This is a genomic window from Ralstonia sp. 25C (assembly GCF_051904805.1).
GTDB lineage: Bacteria > Pseudomonadota > Gammaproteobacteria > Burkholderiales > Burkholderiaceae > Ralstonia.
In genome coordinates this window covers 1,781,586-1,795,789 of record NZ_CP196738.1, presented here as the reverse complement: position 1 = coordinate 1,795,789, position 14,204 = coordinate 1,781,586, and the positions used below count along the sequence as shown (strand labels likewise).

Sequence of the window (14,204 nt, the reverse complement as noted above, 5' to 3'; positions counted from 1 at the left end):
GACCATGGAACCCTTCATCGGCGAGATCCGCCTGTTTGCCGGCACCTATGCTCCGCAGGGATGGCTGTTGTGCCAGGGACAGGTGATCAGCATTTCCGACAATGAGACGCTCTTCACATTGCTGGGCACGACCTACGGCGGCGATGGCCAGTCCACCTTCGGGCTGCCGAACCTGCAAGGCACACTGCCCATCGGCCAGGGACAGGGGGTGGGGCTGACCAACCGCATCATCGGTCAGCAACTGGGTAGCGAAGACGTGACGCTCACCCAGGCCCAGATTCCGGCACACAGCCACACCGTGTTCGCGACCAGCGAGACCGCCACCACCGTCACACCCGGCCCCGGCGTGATGCTGGCCACCGTGCCGAACGCGCAAGGCTTTTACGATGCCGGCACGGCGAACCCGCCCACCAAGGCGGCTTTTTCCAGCAAGGCTATCGCTGTTGCGGGCAGCAGCCAGCCGCACTCCAACCATATGCCCACCGCCTCCATCAACTACATCATCGCCACGGCGGGAATCTTCCCGACGCAGAGCTGAAAAAGGGGAGACACATGTCAGATCAATTCATTGGTGAGGTCAGGCTCTTCGGCTTCAACTTCGCGCCCGTGGATTGGGCAGCTTGCGATGGTGCACTGATGCCAATTCGGCAAAACACCACGCTGTTTGCCATCATCGGCAACACGTATGGCGGCGACGGCACCAACACGTTCGCACTGCCTGACTTGCGCGGCCGCGCCGTGATGGGGCCAGTGGGCGGCATCCTGGACGATCCGCAGGGCGAAGCAGCCGTTACGCTGCTGCAGAGCGAAATGCCCACGCACACCCACACCGCTTATGGTGACAACGCCCGAGCGGCGTCTCCCGAAGCGGCCGGCCGATTGCCGGCGCGCTTCATGGTGGCGCACAACGACGCCTTCGTTGCCATGGATGCCACGCCAACACCAACCCTGACCACGCTGGCACCGCAGACGATGGGCACAGCCGGCGGCAGCACCGCACACGAAAACCAGCAGCCCTTTCTGGCCGTGAACTACTGCATCGCGCTGCAGGGTGCGTGGCCTACGCGGCCTTGATGCCGGACGCTTCACGCGCAGACGGTGCCACGCCGTCTGCGCCCGACTGCCGCTCGTACTCCATTGCGCCCATGACTGTTTCCGCAGAGCTATTCCTCCCGCATGTCGGCACCGCGTTTTTCGTGCACAACGCAGAGGGTGATGCGTCCGATCCACCGTTCACGCTGAGCCTTGATGAGGTGGCAAGCGCCACAACTGCGTCTGCCGGCGGACAAGCGTTCTCGTTGTTCTTCCAGGGCCGTGGCGTCCTGCTGCTGCAAGGCACCTATTTCCTGCGCCACGCGGTGTTGCCCGAGCAGCTGATGTTCCTAGTGCCGATTGCCGGTTCGCGTGATGGCTACCGCTATCAAGCCTGTTTCAACCTCGCCTGAGTCGCCACCGACAAGCATGTCCAATTTCGCCATCGATCGACCGGGCACGGCCCTGCGTCCTGTCACGTCGCGCGACCAGCCATTCCTGCTGAGCCTTTATGCCTCCACGCGGGAAGCAGAGTTACGCCTGACCGACTGGACTGATGCGCAAAAGCAGCAGTTCGTACGCATGCAGTTTGACGCGCAGCAACGCGCCTATTTCGGCTATGCAGACGCGGAGTTCTTCCTGATTCTGCAGGACGGCACGCCGGCGGGGCGAATCTATCTGCAGCACCGGCACGATGCGATTCTTGTGATCGATGTGTCCCTGTTGCCGGCCTATTGCGGCCAGGGGATCGGCAGCGCTGTGCTATCGGCGGTGTTCGGGCAAGCCGTGGCGGCTGGCAAGCGGGTGCAGATTCATGTCGAGCGTTTCAACCCCGCTCAGCGGCTGTACCAGCGATTGGGTTTTCGGCTGGTGGAAGACAAGGGGGTCTACCTGTTCCTTGAGTGGAGCGGCGCAGCGGCCGAGGCCGCTTCCGTCCCAAGCATCGCCTGACCAAGAAACGCACTGCATCCGGGCGTGACCCCGGATGCAGACATTGCGCTCCGATTCTGGCTGATTCCAGTTAAGGCAGCGGCGTCAGCGTTCGGTAGATGTGGCTGACGGCCACCTTGTTCGTCGTGTGACACGAGAAGCAATTCGCACTCGGATCCGACGGGGTCTTGCCCTGCACGAACGTTTCCAGCGTGGCGTTGGCGAGGTGATTGGTGCCCACCTCGTTGCCTCCGTTCGGTGCCGCGCCGCCAACGGTCCACGTCGTACCGAGCTGGAAGTAGTTGCGCCGGATGTCTGCCGCATTCAGCTGAGAAATCACGCTGGCGTTGGCGGAAATCACCTGAGTGTTCAAGGCCGCGGCATTGGCCGGATTTCCGCCATCATTGGAGCCCCAGGGCTTCGCACGCAGCACCATGGCCGGGGCAACCGGGGTGCCGGTGATCTCACTGCCCGTCCAACTGTTGCTGGTGGTGTTGAATGGCCCGGTCGCGCCGCTGGGTGTGAAGAGCCAGCTTCCCGAGGTGTTCTGCGCCACGGTCTTCAAGCCGCTGGTTGAGTTGTAGGCATACGTTGCGTTAGGTGCATTGCCGACGTGCTCAAACGTCCCCCAGACCATCTCACCATGCCCGTTCGTGGAGCCCACCACGTGCAGGCCGAGCATGACGAGCTTCATTGTCGTCTGCCCATTGGGGACCCACTTGTCAGGGTTGCTCTTGTCGAAGGTCGGCACCACCGCGCTGACCTGGATGTAATCGTTCGGGTTCGGCACCTTGCTGGCATCGATCCAGCTCGACTTGGTTTCGATCGCCAACGCCTTCGGGTCCTTGATCGTGTGGCCCTTGCTGGCCGCAAAGCTCACCACCGCCGCCACATCCGCCGCCGTCATCGGAAACGTCAATGTCGTGTTGAACGGAATGACGGCCGCTCCCTGCATCGTGCGATGGAAGGCAAACACATCGTTCACCGCGCTGATGTAGTAGATGAGCGAGCCGTTCTCCGAAATCAGCACGCCGCTATCCGCCTGGCCAGGCTCAACGTCAATCACATTGCCTGCCGGATCGATGAAGATGGGGATGTGGTTGACCACGATCTTGCGCGCCTGCAGCGCCGCCAGCATCGCCTTCGCCGGCACGATCGGCGTGGGGCGCTCCGCAGACAGCATCGCCTGCTGGCGGATGATCGGCTGCAACTTCAGAAGCTTTGGCACCAGCGGCTTACCGCGAGCATCGAGGAGCTCCAGCGTGCCCTGCTCCGTCTTGCGCGCGTTCGCAATCTGCGAGCCCAGGATCGACTTGCCAGTCGCCAGACGGACGAGGGGCGGCCGCTGCCGTGGCAGCTCGCGCTGCACTTCCACCACCTGTCCGGTACGCGCCATCACGATCGGCAAACCATGGGGGCCCAGCTCGGTCGCGCGCAGGAACATGCGGATGGGCAGCCCCGGCGAGTTGGGGATGAAGGTGCGCCGGTCGCTGCTGTCCGGCGGGCTGACGGTGTAGAACTGCGGCGAGAACATGACATGGCTGCCGCCGCCATAAGTGGCCGGCGCCGGTGATGTCAACCACAAGAACATCTGCTCGGTCCACTGGAAGAAGCCGCAGTTCGGCGCCAGCGGCAAGGTGCTGTCAGCGGGCTTGACGACGCCGTTGAGCGTCACGGCGCCGCTCTCAAAAAAGCTGGCGACGGTTGCGGGTGGAATCGGGCACCCGCCCGCCGCGTCGGTCGGCACGGCCTGGGCAGCAGCCGTCTGCGCGTATCCCAGTGCGGCTGCCAGCATGGCGCCACACAAACGATGTTGGACTCTCGGACTCAGTGGCATCGCACTCTCCCTGTTTGGACGCATGGTTGCGTTCCTGTTATCTCCTCGCGCTCAGAAGTGCACCCGTTGCAGCTCGCCGTGCGCGATCGGCGAGCGTCGAAGAGGCGCCCGTGAAAGGGCCATCCCCTTTTCCGCAATCCATTCACCCGCTTCTGAAAGTCGACGCAGGCAGCCCGAGCAACTGCTCCAGGTTGTTGATCACCGCATGCCGATGGGCTGCGGCTTCACGATGCGCCTGTGCTGCCGCTTCAACATCCGCGCCGCAATGCGGGCACGTCACCTCATGCGGGTAGATATAGCCATTGCAACTGCGGCATAGGCTCAGTTGCGGCGGCACGCGTCCGCGATCCGGCGCGCGCTTGCCTTTGTTCTTCCACGTCAGTTCGACCACCTGGCCCGATCGCACAATGCTCGACACGGGTGTGCCGTCTGCAATGCGCTCCGTCACCAAGTCGAAACGGCCAACGGCGAAAGAGGTGTCGCTGGCCTCATGGACCTTGACGATCCGCTCGCGCAGCCCCTGCTTCTGCAGCTCGAGCACGCGGTAATGGCAATACGGGTTGTTGCCCGGCTTGCCGAGCAGCGAATGGGATGTCCAGGTGCATCCGCCACGGCATACGTCTGCGTAGTAACAACTGCGGCAGAACCCCCACAGATCGTCCACCGAGCGCAGGCGCCCAAAGTGGATCGCTTCACTGGTGCGCCAGATGTCTTCCAGCGACAAATCGCGGACATTGCCGCCGGCAAAGCCGACTGTCGCCAGCGATGGGCACCCCTTGACGGTGCCATCGGCCTCCAGTGCGATCACGGTCTGCCCAGCGGCGCAGCCGTTCCAGTGCACACGCTCATCGCCAAAGCCGCGCCACAGGTGCTCATACGGGCCGTAATAGCCAATGTTGTTGCCGACGTTCATCAGCAGCCCACGGCGCTCGCCTTCCTGATACAGCCGCGCGAGCAGCGGCATCAATTCCTGCAGTTGATACGGCTGCAGCAGCAACGCATCGTTGTCGACCGCATTGCCCATCGCGACCGTCAACTGGATCTGCCAGTGCGTCGCGCCAAGTTCGATGATGGTGTCCATCAGCGCCGGCAGGTCGGGCATGGTCTGCGCGCCGATCTGCGTGTTGACGCTGATGGCAAGCCCCGCCGCGCGGGCACGCCGGAGCGTATCAACGGCCCTGTCGAACGAGCCTGGGACGTTGCGCACCTTGTCGTGCAGCGGTGCGAGCCCATCGAGCGACACCCCCAGCCCGTTGAGGCCAGCCGCCACCGCTTGCTCCAGCCGCGCCGGCGTCAGGTTGCGCCCACCGGTCTGGATGGCGCAGTACATGTCGTGCGAGCGGATCGCCCGGATCAACTGCGTCCAGTCCTTGCGCAGATACGCTTCGCCGCCAATCAGCGAGACCTCCCGCGTACCCAGCCTTGCAAGCGACTCGATCACCTCCAGGCATTCCTCGGTATTCAGTTCGTTCGGTCGGCGGCGTCCGGCGCGGGAGCCGCAATGCAGGCATTTGAGATCGCACGCCAGGGTGATTTCCCAGACCACGTGCACGGGGACGTACCGATGGAAGTCGTCCGCACTCAGGTAGCGGGCCGGCTGCGGGTTCTGCGTCATGTCGCTTCCCTGTCTTGTGGGGTTCGCCGCATGTCCGGCCTGTAGGCGCGGACATGCGGCTGCAGGCCGCGGCCTGCGCGTGGCTCAACCGAGAAGCTCAGGCACGGCCCTCCAGCCGGGCGATCTCCACATGCAGCTTGTCGAGCTCTGCCTTGAGGAGCGGCGCGTCGGCGAGTTGCTTCTCCGCCTGGCTGGCCAGCGCCTTCATCTGCCCAAGATCACCGGAGGCCTGGGCCTGTTGCATACCGACGCCGTACAGGGGAATGACGTGGTGCGGCGGCTGAGGTGCCACCGCTTGCTCGACGGTCATGACGGCGTACTCGACCTCGTGCCAGCGGCCGCCCTCAAAGTAGCGATAGCTCGCGTTGCCGGATTGCCAGTTCCCAGCCAGGATGCCGTGGAAATAGAAGGTGTCCGCCAGCGTACTGGTCGGCCCGCTGGGGTTGCCCTGCAGGGCCAGGATGATGGAGGGCTGCGCGCCGTCTTCCAGCTGAACGTAGCTGAAGTGCCCCCAGACGTCCGCATGAAAATCCAGCGGCGGATTGGTCGTCTGGGTAATCCGGGCGACGCCGGACACCTTCTTGGCGGGCGTATTGACCAGCAACGACAGGGTCAGCCGCGGGGCACCGATGGCGGGCGTTGCAACAACATAGGTCACGGGAAACAAGCCGGTTTTGCTCATGGAATCACTCCAGAAAGACAGGTTTGGATGGGACATGCACGGCGGACGAGGTCACTGACGGCTCTCGAGCTTCTTGATCTCAGCGCGCAGCGCCGCGTGCGCGTTCGAGATTTCCTGATGGCTGTCCAGTTGCTGCTGCACGAACGCGGCGAGCGCTTTCATGTGCGCGAGATCGCCAGACGATGCGGCGCGCTGGATGGCCGGGCCGTACAAGGTGCGGCCGATGGTGAGTGATTCCAGCGCGTCGGGCGAGTTGGGCGAGTTGGAAATAACAGGCCCCGGCTCCAGCGGCACGAATTCGTGATCAACACGGGCCGGCACGCTCTCCACTTCGTGCCACCGGCCATCGCTCCAATAGCTGTAACTGGCAACGCCCGTCTGCCAATCGCTGTTCAGCACAAGATGTAGCCGGAAGGTCGGCATGGCATTGGAGGTCGGCCCGCCGCTATTGCCCTGTAGCGTGACCAGAATGCGCGTGTTGGTGGGCGGCATCAGCGCCATGTAGGTGAACGTGCCCCACACATCCACGTGCAGATCGAGCGGCGGCGATATGGGCTGCGTGATCGAAGCATTGCCGACCACGTTGCGCCTGGGCGTGTTGACCAGCAGGTTGAGGGCGAGCGTGGGCGCGCCGGGCAGCCCCGTGCCAATCACATAGCGAACCGGGAACAGCCCCACTGCGTTGTCTCCTGACATGCGTCCTCCTTGGGTAGACGATCGATCGAACTGGCGTGCCGGCGTGGCAGCCTCGGGTCAAGCTCGCTCCGCCTTGGCGATTTCGCGCTTGAGCAGTTCAAGTGCGGTATGCAGATCGCCTTGCTCGCGCACCACGGCCTCGGCCTGCGACAGCAGTGCCCTCATCCTCTTGAGATCACCATCGGCAATGGCTTCATGAATGGCGACCCCATACGGGGGAACAACGGCTTGCCTGGATTCCTGGCTCATTTTCAGACCTCATGCATTACGTGTTGAATAAGAGAATTAAAATAAACTGCGATCTACCTTGCTCGATAATGCAAAACGAATTGCACGCCTCAATTGCGCCCGTCACAGTGGTAAATCCAATACCCGAAACACGAGAATCGCAAACCGGAATCAAATCTACGGACGTAACGCGACGCCGGCAAAGACTGCCGTCCAACCGGGTCGATCAAGAGAAATAGGCCCCCACCCCGCGCCAGGCCGGCGCCAGGAGATACGAAGGCTCAGCAACTGCGTGAGCCTTCATCCATCGCTTAGTTCACAGGCCCCGATGCGATGCTTCGAGGTCGTCTCCGAACGTTTCGTATTTTTTAAGCCCCCGCTTCACAGATCGATATACAGCCAAGAGAGCGATCATTTTTTTCTGTTCCGTTTTTATAGTTTTTATCGAAACAGGTGTCAAACCAAAGACCCGCCTAAAACCGGAAAATCGCCAATTCCTCCGAACAATAAATGACTGATAACCAAAAGAATGAATGCACCGAGGTTCATCCAAAGAAAACCCGATGCCCCCTTAGGCCGAATGATGACGACTGCGCCAAAACGGTAGGTTTGCCCAACGCTGCTCCATTCGGTAGTAGTGCCCAAGCCGTTGCCGATAGGTCTGGCGCACCTGCGCAAGCTGCTCGCCATATCGGTGCAAGGGTGAGCCGTCTCCCGTCAATGCCTGGGACACTGCCTGCGCGCCTCGCAGCCCGGTGTACAGCGCGTTGAACATGCCCTGCGAGGAGAGCGGATCAAACGACAGCGCAGCGTCACCAATCGCAATCCATCGGTCGCCATACCACTGCGTCAGCGTTGCACCGCATGCATCGGTGCCGCGAGGCTGCGTCCACGCGCCATTGGGCGGGCACACGCGTCGCACTTGGTTCGTCGCCGCCAACTGCTCGTGCCAGCCCTGCGGATTGCGCAGTACGCGGGCGCCTTCCGCCGCTTCGACATGCAACACTGCCACGCGCCGCGCACCCGGCAATGGCGCGCTATACCACCAGCCATGAGGAACCGCCTCGATCAGGGTGCGCTCGTCTGCGGATATGTCGTCACACCAGGCATACAGCGCGACCAGCGACTCATCGCACCGGCGCTCCACCCCCAAACGCTGCGCGAGAACGGCGCGGCGGCCACTGGCATCGATCAGCCATCGCGCGAACACGTCACCGTCGTCGAGGCGGACGCGCCAGCCGCCTTGGCAGGACTCCACCGTCTGCAGGCGCGCCTCGCGCAAGCCGGCGCCTGCGTCGATGGCCGCGTCACGCAGACACTGATCGAATCGCCGGCGATCAAGATGCCAGCCGGCCCCATTCGGGTCGACGATGAAATCGGTGGCGATCAGCGCATCCGCATTCCACGCCGACGCGTTGCCGACGTGGGCGCGCGGCATGCTGCGCTCCACCCATGGCAAGAGCCCCATGTCACGCAGCAGCGGCCGCGCCGCACCGGGCAAGCTCTCACCCACCCGGTCGACTGGCTTCGCGGCGTCGGCGAGCATCACGCTGTGGCCAGCCAACGCCAGCATGCGTGCCGCTGCGGCACCGGCCGGTCCGCCACCGGCCACCAAGACATCAACGTCGCTCACGGCCGCACGATGCGCAGGAACTCCTCTCGCTGTTCGGCGCTGGCCCAGCCGGCACGGCTCAAGGTGTCCTCCGCGGGTTCGTCGTGCGCAGCAGCGGCAGCGAATACGGCTTGCAGCAGCGGCGGCACCTTGTCGCCCGCCAGCGATTCGACAAAGATCACCGGCGGGAAGTCCGGATCGTTCTCCACACCGGGGCGCGCTTCCACGATGCCGAGCTGCGCGAAATGCTGGACCATCAGCATCATCACCTGCGGCGCCGGCGTCGGATTGGCCGGCGTGCCCAGCAACGCGCGCAGCCAGTTCGCCCGTCGATTGAACGCGGCCACACGCTGTTCACGCGGCAGCGCTTCGTTGATCACGACGCGATAGTCGGCATCACTCAGCACCTGATTCGGCACCCGCGCCGGCCAGAACGACGGCAGGTAGGGGTCGTATTCGTGGTCGTACCCCGAGCGGCAGAAGGCGGTGTCGCCCTGCCACGGCAGCGCCATCCATCGGCTCAGGTCGCCCGGCCCTTGCGCGTAGAGGGGCCCTCCCGGGCTCAGCGCAATGGGTTGGGTCAGCGTGGTGCCGTAGTCGGGCTCGGCCACACCTTCCGGCCGCTCGCGAATGCGAAACGGCGCGCGATACAGCGACGCGTGGCGCATCGGCCAAGTCAGCTCGCAGCCCGGGTGGAACGCATCGGCCAGACAGAAATGCAGTGCCGCCTGATCGAGCATGGCAGGCTGCTCTGCCAGCGGCACTTCGGCCAGCGTCTGCGGCGGGGTGTATTCCGGGCTCCAGTCGTTGACAAAATCGCCGCGCACCCAGCGCTGCAGCAGCGCCTCACGCACCTTCGACAACGCCAGGTTGTTGCGCGGCGTAGGCACCGAAGACGACCCTTCCGCATCGCCATACAACCATGGCCACAGACGCACGTCGTCGACGGTGTTGCTGGCCGGCCGGAAGCAGTTGAAGATCACCTGCCGCAACTCCGCATAGGGGTCGCCCTGGCCTTGTGCTGGTGTGTAGGCCAGCTTGGCGATCAGCGTCGGATCATTGAAATCGAACTGCCCGCCGCGGCCGAACAGCGCGGCAAACCCTTTGTTGACCCATTGCAGGTTGGTCAGGCGTGCCAGCGCCGGCAGCACATCCTGCGTGAACGACACCGTTTCAGGAAACGGCAGCCAGCCGCATTCGACGTAGGTATCGACCAGCAAGTCATACAGCGTGCGCCAGCCGATCACATCGGGCGCATAGTTGGGCGGCGCCACAACGGCCCACGCCGAATCCACTGGAATGGCCTGGCCGTTGATGTTGACGGCCGCCCGGACCGGGCCATCCGAAATGTCGTCGTACCAGCCGTTGGCATTGTTGAAGCTGCTTGGATTGGCCGGGTCGTAGATCGGCATGCCCTCTGGCGAGGCCGATGTGCCCAGGCCACCCAGCACCAGCAGATGACCATGCTCGTCGGTGCGCAACTCACCCAATGGCACCGGCACCCCTTGGAACGTGCCGGTATCAAACTGGTACGCCGCGCCGCTGGTGTTCTTGCCCTGGATGTGTCGCACGCCCGGGTCAATGGCCAGGGCATCGCGCGCCGCTCCACTGACATGCGGATTGCGCAGCGGCACAGCCACTGTGGCGGCCTCCGGAATATCCATCGCCACCTGAAACTGGAACCATTGCGACTTGCGGTTGACGAGGTGCGCCTGCCAGACGATCTCTGCGTTGTCTGGCGTCAACTCGCCGACCACCTCACCAGCGGCGTTGTAGCCGTAGAGACGAAACCGCGCGGCCTGGCGCTTGATCGCGCCGGCGGCATCGCGCGTCTCGCCAGCGAGCGTCAGCGGCGGATGCGTGACCTCCGGCCCGATATAGAAGCCGTCCGGCGCCTTGCTGTTGCCGATGCGCGCAATGCCGATGCCGGGGTAGATCGCGGCGCGGACCACGCGCGTGTCTTTGGCTGCGGGCCAGACCGTATCCGGGCGCGGCACGATGGGTTCGCCCAGGGGCTCGCCGTTGACGTCACGGCGCAGCTCGGCCGAAGCGCGGTAGACCACCTTGCGCGCCTCGGCAATGCTGCCAACAGGCTCATGCACGGCCAGCGTGCGCCACGGGTTGAAAGCGAGCGTCTCACCATAGTTGGACTGGCCACGCGCCGTGATGTCCTGGCGCGGCAGGACGAGCGTGGCGACATGAATCGGCGGCGATGCTTCTTCGCTCCACGGCACCATCGCCTTGTCCAGCGGCATGGTGGCAGGGTCGGTCTGCAACTGCACCATGAAGCGAAAGCGGGCCTCGCCGTTGCTCAGCCGCTGTTCAAGATCGATGCGCAGATAGTCGGGATCGTCGTAGTCCGGCACAGGCCCCGGCGGCACCAGCTCCGGCTCAAGCTTGTACTTGCAATAACGCTGCTCCCCAAAGCGGAACGGGATCACGCTCCACAAATCGGTTTCGAGCACGCTCGGCACCACCTTCTGCATGGCATCGAGAATGCGCTGCGTTTCCGGGTGAGCCTTCAGCCATGCATCGGCAGCAGCGGCCCCGGTGAGCGATGCGCGCGTGAAGGCGCACATGTCGTGGGCGTCGTTCACGAAGAAGACGTCCATGTTCTGCAGCAGGATATCCAGCGTAGGCGCCTGCACCTGCGGCGGCAGCATCTTCTCGCCTGCCACGTCGAACAGCTTGATACCGATGCCGACCGTACTTTTCAGGTCTGGCACGCCATCCGGAATATCACTGGAATAGCGCACCCACGCGGGATACGCCATGCGCTGCCCGAACAGCCCGACGCGCAGGTCCTCCGGCAAGTCCGGCACGACTTCAAAACGCCCATGCGCAACGCCATGCAGACGCAGGAACACCGGCCGCTTGGCGGGACACTGCCCGGCCTTGATGCGGCCAAGCTGCACCATGTCGACAAACATCTGCTTGAGGCAGCCAATCGGATCCACATCGCACTGGCATGGCACCGGCTGGCTCTTTGCGTCGGGATGGTCTGTCGTGGGCTTGTTCATGCGTCTCCTCCGGATTGGAATGTGGGAGGGCGACTCACATGCATGAGGCAGCCTGTCGCGTCGACATTGATTGGATTGGTTCCACCGGCCCGCCCGCAGGCAGGCTCACGGCCCGTTTATGTGCGACACGGCTGCTTGCGACAGAAATGGATCTGTCTCCCCCGCCCGTGCACTGATTCTAGAAAGCGCCCGGACGAACCGCCGCCCGGCCATCGCTGAAATTTATTTACGTCAGAGCGACGCAAATCTAACTTCTGGAGGCAGAAGGCAGGCTCACAGCAATGCCTGCGTGCATCGCCCTAAAAGCGCGCATCCGTGCGTTGGATGCGCGCCTTCAGGTTTGCTCTTGATGGACCAACGTGGCACTCGGGAAAGGCGCCACCATCACGCCCTCCCCGTCGCCAGCGTGTTACTTCAATCGCGACTTCAGCTCTTCGCTGGCCTGGTGCAAAGCGGCACGCGTGGCCGGCAGCCCAGCCAGCGCGTTCAGCAACCCGAAGTCGTGAATCATGCCGTTGTATCGCGTGGCCACCACGCTCACGCCCGCTGCGTCGAGCTTGCGCGCATAGGCTTCGCCTTCATCGCGCAGCACGTCTTTCTCGGCGGTTTGCAGGAGTGCCGGCGGCAGGCCCTTCAACTGCTCGGGCGTGGCCTGCAGCGGCGAGGCAAAGATCTCCTGCCGTTGCACCGGGCTGGTCGTGTAGGCATTCCAGAACCACTTCATCATCGGCTTGGTCAGGAAGTGCCCTTCGGCAAATTCGTCGTACGACGCATCTTCGAAATTGGCATTCGTGACCGGCCAGAACAGCACCTGCGAGCGCAACGCGGGCGTGCCCTTCTCTTTGGCCATCAACGCCACCACCGCTGCCATGTTGCCGCCCACGCTGTTACCGACCACAGCCAGGCGCTTGCCGTCCACGTGGATCTGCGCGCCGTTCTCGGCCACCCATTTCGTTGCGGCATAGGCCTGGTTGATGGCAACCGGGTAACGCGCTTCCGGCGACGGCGTGTAGTTGACGAACACAGCGACGGCACCCGAATCGGCCACCAGATCACGCACAAAGCGCTCGTGTGTCGGGTAATCGCCGAGGATCCATCCGCCGCCGTGGAAGAACATGAATGCGGGCAACTCGCCCTTGGCGCCAGCCGGCCGCACGATGGTGAGCTTCAGCGGCTTGCCGTCCACGATGATGGTCTTTTCGCTCACGTCAGCAGGCACGAGTGGTGCCTTGGCCGAGGCTTGCGCGCCGACCAGCACGGCGCGTGCATCAGCAGGTGACAGCGTTTCGAGCGGCTTGCCGCCACCGGAGGCGAGCGCTTCCAGGAAGGCCTGGGTGTTGTGTTCCACACCGGGGCTGCCAGCAGCAAGCGCGGCGCCCGTGGCAATGGACAACAGCGTGCCGGCGGCAAACTTGGCAATGCGGTTCATGACAGAGACTCCAGAAGTCGATGAGGGCGTTGTGGTGTCAGATCAGGCTCAGGCGCACGTCGATGTTGCCGCGCGTGGCGTGGGAGTACGGGCACACGATGTGCGCGCGGTCGATGAGCGTCTGTGCTTCGGCGCGGTCCATGCCGGGCAGGCTGATGGCCAGATCGACCTCGATGCCAAAGCCGGTGGGGGATGGTGCCGATCCCCACTGTGCCCTGCACGCTTGCATCCGCCGGGATGCGCAGCTTGTCGCGCGCGGCAACGAACTTCATCGAGCCAAAGAAGCAGGCGCTGTAGCCAGCCGCGAAGAGCTGCTCGGGGTTGGTGCCTTCGCCGCCGGGGCCACCGAGTTCACGCGGGTTGGACAGGCGCACGTCCAGGCGGCCATCGCTAGCGATGGCGCGGCCATCGCGGCCGCCGGTGACATTGGCTTGGGCACGGTAGAGGATGTTTTCGATCGACATGCAGTTCTCCTTGAGAGCGGGTGTTGCGCAGCGGCATTCGTGCGTTTGCGCGGGTTGAAGTTGCTTACTATTAAATAGCACGCTACTTATTTGATTCAAAAAAACGGGCGCGTTACGGCACCCGCTGGGTCTCGGTTTGCTTCAGGCAGCGTTCTTAAAGAGCCGACCTCGCAACTCGTTCAACTGCGTACGCAAGACTTCCAATTCGCCCGGAGCGCATTCCATGGCAGCCGCCACGCAGCCCGGTACCTCCCTGGCAGGCACTTCCAGCGCCTTGCCCTGCGCAGAGAGCGAAATGATCACCTGCCGCTCATCCACCTCGGAGCGCTGGCGGTCGATCAGGCCGGCGGCCTCCAAACGCTTGAGCATGGGCGTGAGCGTGGCCGAATCCAGGAACAGCCGTTCGCCGATCTCCGACACCGTCTGCGCATCACGTTCCCACAGCACCAGCATGACGAGGTATTGCGAATACGTCAGACCCAACGGCTTGAGCAGTGCCCGATACACCTTGTTCACGCCGATCATGGTCGAGTACAGGGCGAAGCAAAGGTGCTGGTCCAAAGCCAGGCCGGGCGATGCAGAGAGGGGCTTGTTTGCGTCCATGGGGAGCAATATACATAGCGCGCTACTTAATAGCAAGCAATTTCAAACCGTCCCAT

At 63.5% G+C, this 14,204-nt stretch carries 13 protein-coding genes and 1 pseudogene; 4 read left to right on the top strand and 10 right to left on the bottom strand.

Annotation, left to right across the window (positions count from 1 at the left end):
• The first annotated feature begins 4 nt into the window (after positions 1–4).
• From ACS7SF_RS26550 to ACS7SF_RS26535, 4 genes are read left to right on the top strand one after another with little or no spacing between them, the layout of a single operon-like run.
• A complete protein-coding gene (locus ACS7SF_RS26550; RefSeq protein ID WP_439893442.1) occupies positions 5–538 on the top strand; it encodes a phage tail protein in 534 nt (177 codons plus the stop codon).
• 14 nt (positions 539–552) lie between these two features.
• Positions 553–1,074 carry a phage tail protein gene (locus ACS7SF_RS26545; RefSeq protein ID WP_439893441.1) on the top strand — a complete coding sequence of 174 codons (522 nt, stop codon included), beginning with the start codon at positions 553–555 and terminating at the stop codon, positions 1,072–1,074.
• On the top strand, positions 1,074–1,445 hold the full coding sequence (locus ACS7SF_RS26540) for a DUF6916 family protein (protein WP_439893440.1): 372 nt from the start codon (positions 1,074–1,076) through the stop codon (positions 1,443–1,445). The genes ACS7SF_RS26545 and ACS7SF_RS26540 overlap by 1 nt, the downstream gene beginning before the upstream one ends.
• A 16-nt stretch (positions 1,446–1,461) precedes the next feature.
• A complete protein-coding gene (locus ACS7SF_RS26535; protein ID WP_439893439.1) occupies positions 1,462–1,983 on the top strand; it encodes a GNAT family N-acetyltransferase in 522 nt (173 codons plus the stop codon).
• A gap of 70 nt (positions 1,984–2,053) precedes the next feature.
• Here ACS7SF_RS26535 and ACS7SF_RS26530 read toward each other — a convergent pair whose 3' ends face one another.
• The 10 genes and pseudogenes from ACS7SF_RS26530 to ACS7SF_RS26485 form a co-directional block, all read right to left on the bottom strand.
• Positions 2,054–3,757: a hypothetical protein gene (locus ACS7SF_RS26530; RefSeq protein ID WP_439893438.1), complete on the bottom strand. Its 1,704-nt coding sequence runs from the start codon at positions 3,755–3,757 to the stop codon at positions 2,054–2,056.
• Between the two features lie 184 nt (positions 3,758–3,941).
• Positions 3,942–5,414 carry a GDL motif peptide-associated radical SAM/SPASM maturase gene (locus ACS7SF_RS26525; RefSeq protein ID WP_439893437.1) on the bottom strand — a complete coding sequence of 491 codons (1,473 nt, stop codon included), beginning with the start codon at positions 5,412–5,414 and terminating at the stop codon, positions 3,942–3,944.
• 97 nt (positions 5,415–5,511) lie between these two features.
• Positions 5,512–6,096, bottom strand: coding sequence for a DUF1842 domain-containing protein (locus ACS7SF_RS26520; protein WP_439893436.1), 585 nt, complete (start codon positions 6,094–6,096; stop codon positions 5,512–5,514).
• Between the two features lie 51 nt (positions 6,097–6,147).
• Positions 6,148–6,792 (bottom strand): DUF1842 domain-containing protein, encoded by a 645-nt coding sequence (locus ACS7SF_RS26515; protein WP_439893435.1) that lies wholly within the window; start codon positions 6,790–6,792, stop codon positions 6,148–6,150.
• Between the two features lie 57 nt (positions 6,793–6,849).
• The gene (locus ACS7SF_RS26510) at positions 6,850–7,041 is read right to left on the bottom strand and encodes a DUF1843 domain-containing protein (RefSeq protein ID WP_439893434.1); all 192 of its coding nucleotides are present in this window, start codon (positions 7,039–7,041) and stop codon (positions 6,850–6,852) included.
• 550 nt (positions 7,042–7,591) lie between these two features.
• The gene (locus tag ACS7SF_RS26505; protein WP_439893433.1) at positions 7,592–8,653 is read right to left on the bottom strand and encodes a tryptophan 7-halogenase; all 1,062 of its coding nucleotides are present in this window, start codon (positions 8,651–8,653) and stop codon (positions 7,592–7,594) included.
• Positions 8,650–11,652, bottom strand: coding sequence for a LodA/GoxA family CTQ-dependent oxidase (locus tag ACS7SF_RS26500; protein ID WP_439893432.1), 3,003 nt, complete (start codon positions 11,650–11,652; stop codon positions 8,650–8,652). Before ACS7SF_RS26500 ends, ACS7SF_RS26505 begins: the two co-directional genes overlap by 4 nt.
• A gap of 409 nt (positions 11,653–12,061) precedes the next feature.
• Positions 12,062–13,081: an alpha/beta hydrolase gene (locus tag ACS7SF_RS26495; protein ID WP_439893431.1), complete on the bottom strand. Its 1,020-nt coding sequence runs from the start codon at positions 13,079–13,081 to the stop codon at positions 12,062–12,064.
• Positions 13,082–13,118: 37 nt separating this feature from the next.
• A pseudogene (locus tag ACS7SF_RS26490) lies at positions 13,119–13,545 on the bottom strand (organic hydroperoxide resistance protein).
• Between the two features lie 141 nt (positions 13,546–13,686).
• Positions 13,687–14,148 carry a MarR family winged helix-turn-helix transcriptional regulator gene (locus tag ACS7SF_RS26485; protein WP_439893430.1) on the bottom strand — a complete coding sequence of 154 codons (462 nt, stop codon included), beginning with the start codon at positions 14,146–14,148 and terminating at the stop codon, positions 13,687–13,689.
• Between the last annotated feature and the right edge of the window lie 56 nt (positions 14,149–14,204).

Excerpts from the sequence above, each read along its gene's own strand:
- ACS7SF_RS26535 (WP_439893439.1), top strand. The coding sequence starts at position 1,462 with ATGTCCAATTTCGCCATCGATCGACCGGGCACGGCCCTGCGTCCTGTC.
- ACS7SF_RS26545 (WP_439893441.1), top strand. The coding sequence starts at position 553 with ATGTCAGATCAATTCATTGGTGAGGTCAGGCTCTTCGGCTTCAACTTC.
- ACS7SF_RS26510 (WP_439893434.1), bottom strand. The coding sequence starts at position 7,041 with ATGAGCCAGGAATCCAGGCAAGCCGTTGTTCCCCCGTATGGGGTCGCC.
- ACS7SF_RS26550 (WP_439893442.1), top strand. The coding sequence starts at position 5 with ATGGAACCCTTCATCGGCGAGATCCGCCTGTTTGCCGGCACCTATGCT.
- ACS7SF_RS26540 (WP_439893440.1), top strand. The coding sequence starts at position 1,074 with ATGCCGGACGCTTCACGCGCAGACGGTGCCACGCCGTCTGCGCCCGAC.
- ACS7SF_RS26525 (WP_439893437.1), bottom strand. The coding sequence starts at position 5,414 with ATGACGCAGAACCCGCAGCCGGCCCGCTACCTGAGTGCGGACGACTTC.
- ACS7SF_RS26520 (WP_439893436.1), bottom strand. The coding sequence starts at position 6,096 with ATGAGCAAAACCGGCTTGTTTCCCGTGACCTATGTTGTTGCAACGCCC.
- ACS7SF_RS26485 (WP_439893430.1), bottom strand. The coding sequence starts at position 14,148 with ATGGACGCAAACAAGCCCCTCTCTGCATCGCCCGGCCTGGCTTTGGAC.
- ACS7SF_RS26500 (WP_439893432.1), bottom strand. The coding sequence starts at position 11,652 with ATGAACAAGCCCACGACAGACCATCCCGACGCAAAGAGCCAGCCGGTG.
- ACS7SF_RS26530 (WP_439893438.1), bottom strand. The coding sequence starts at position 3,757 with ATGCTGGCAGCCGCACTGGGATACGCGCAGACGGCTGCTGCCCAGGCC.
- ACS7SF_RS26515 (WP_439893435.1), bottom strand. The coding sequence starts at position 6,792 with ATGTCAGGAGACAACGCAGTGGGGCTGTTCCCGGTTCGCTATGTGATT.
- ACS7SF_RS26495 (WP_439893431.1), bottom strand. The coding sequence starts at position 13,081 with ATGAACCGCATTGCCAAGTTTGCCGCCGGCACGCTGTTGTCCATTGCC.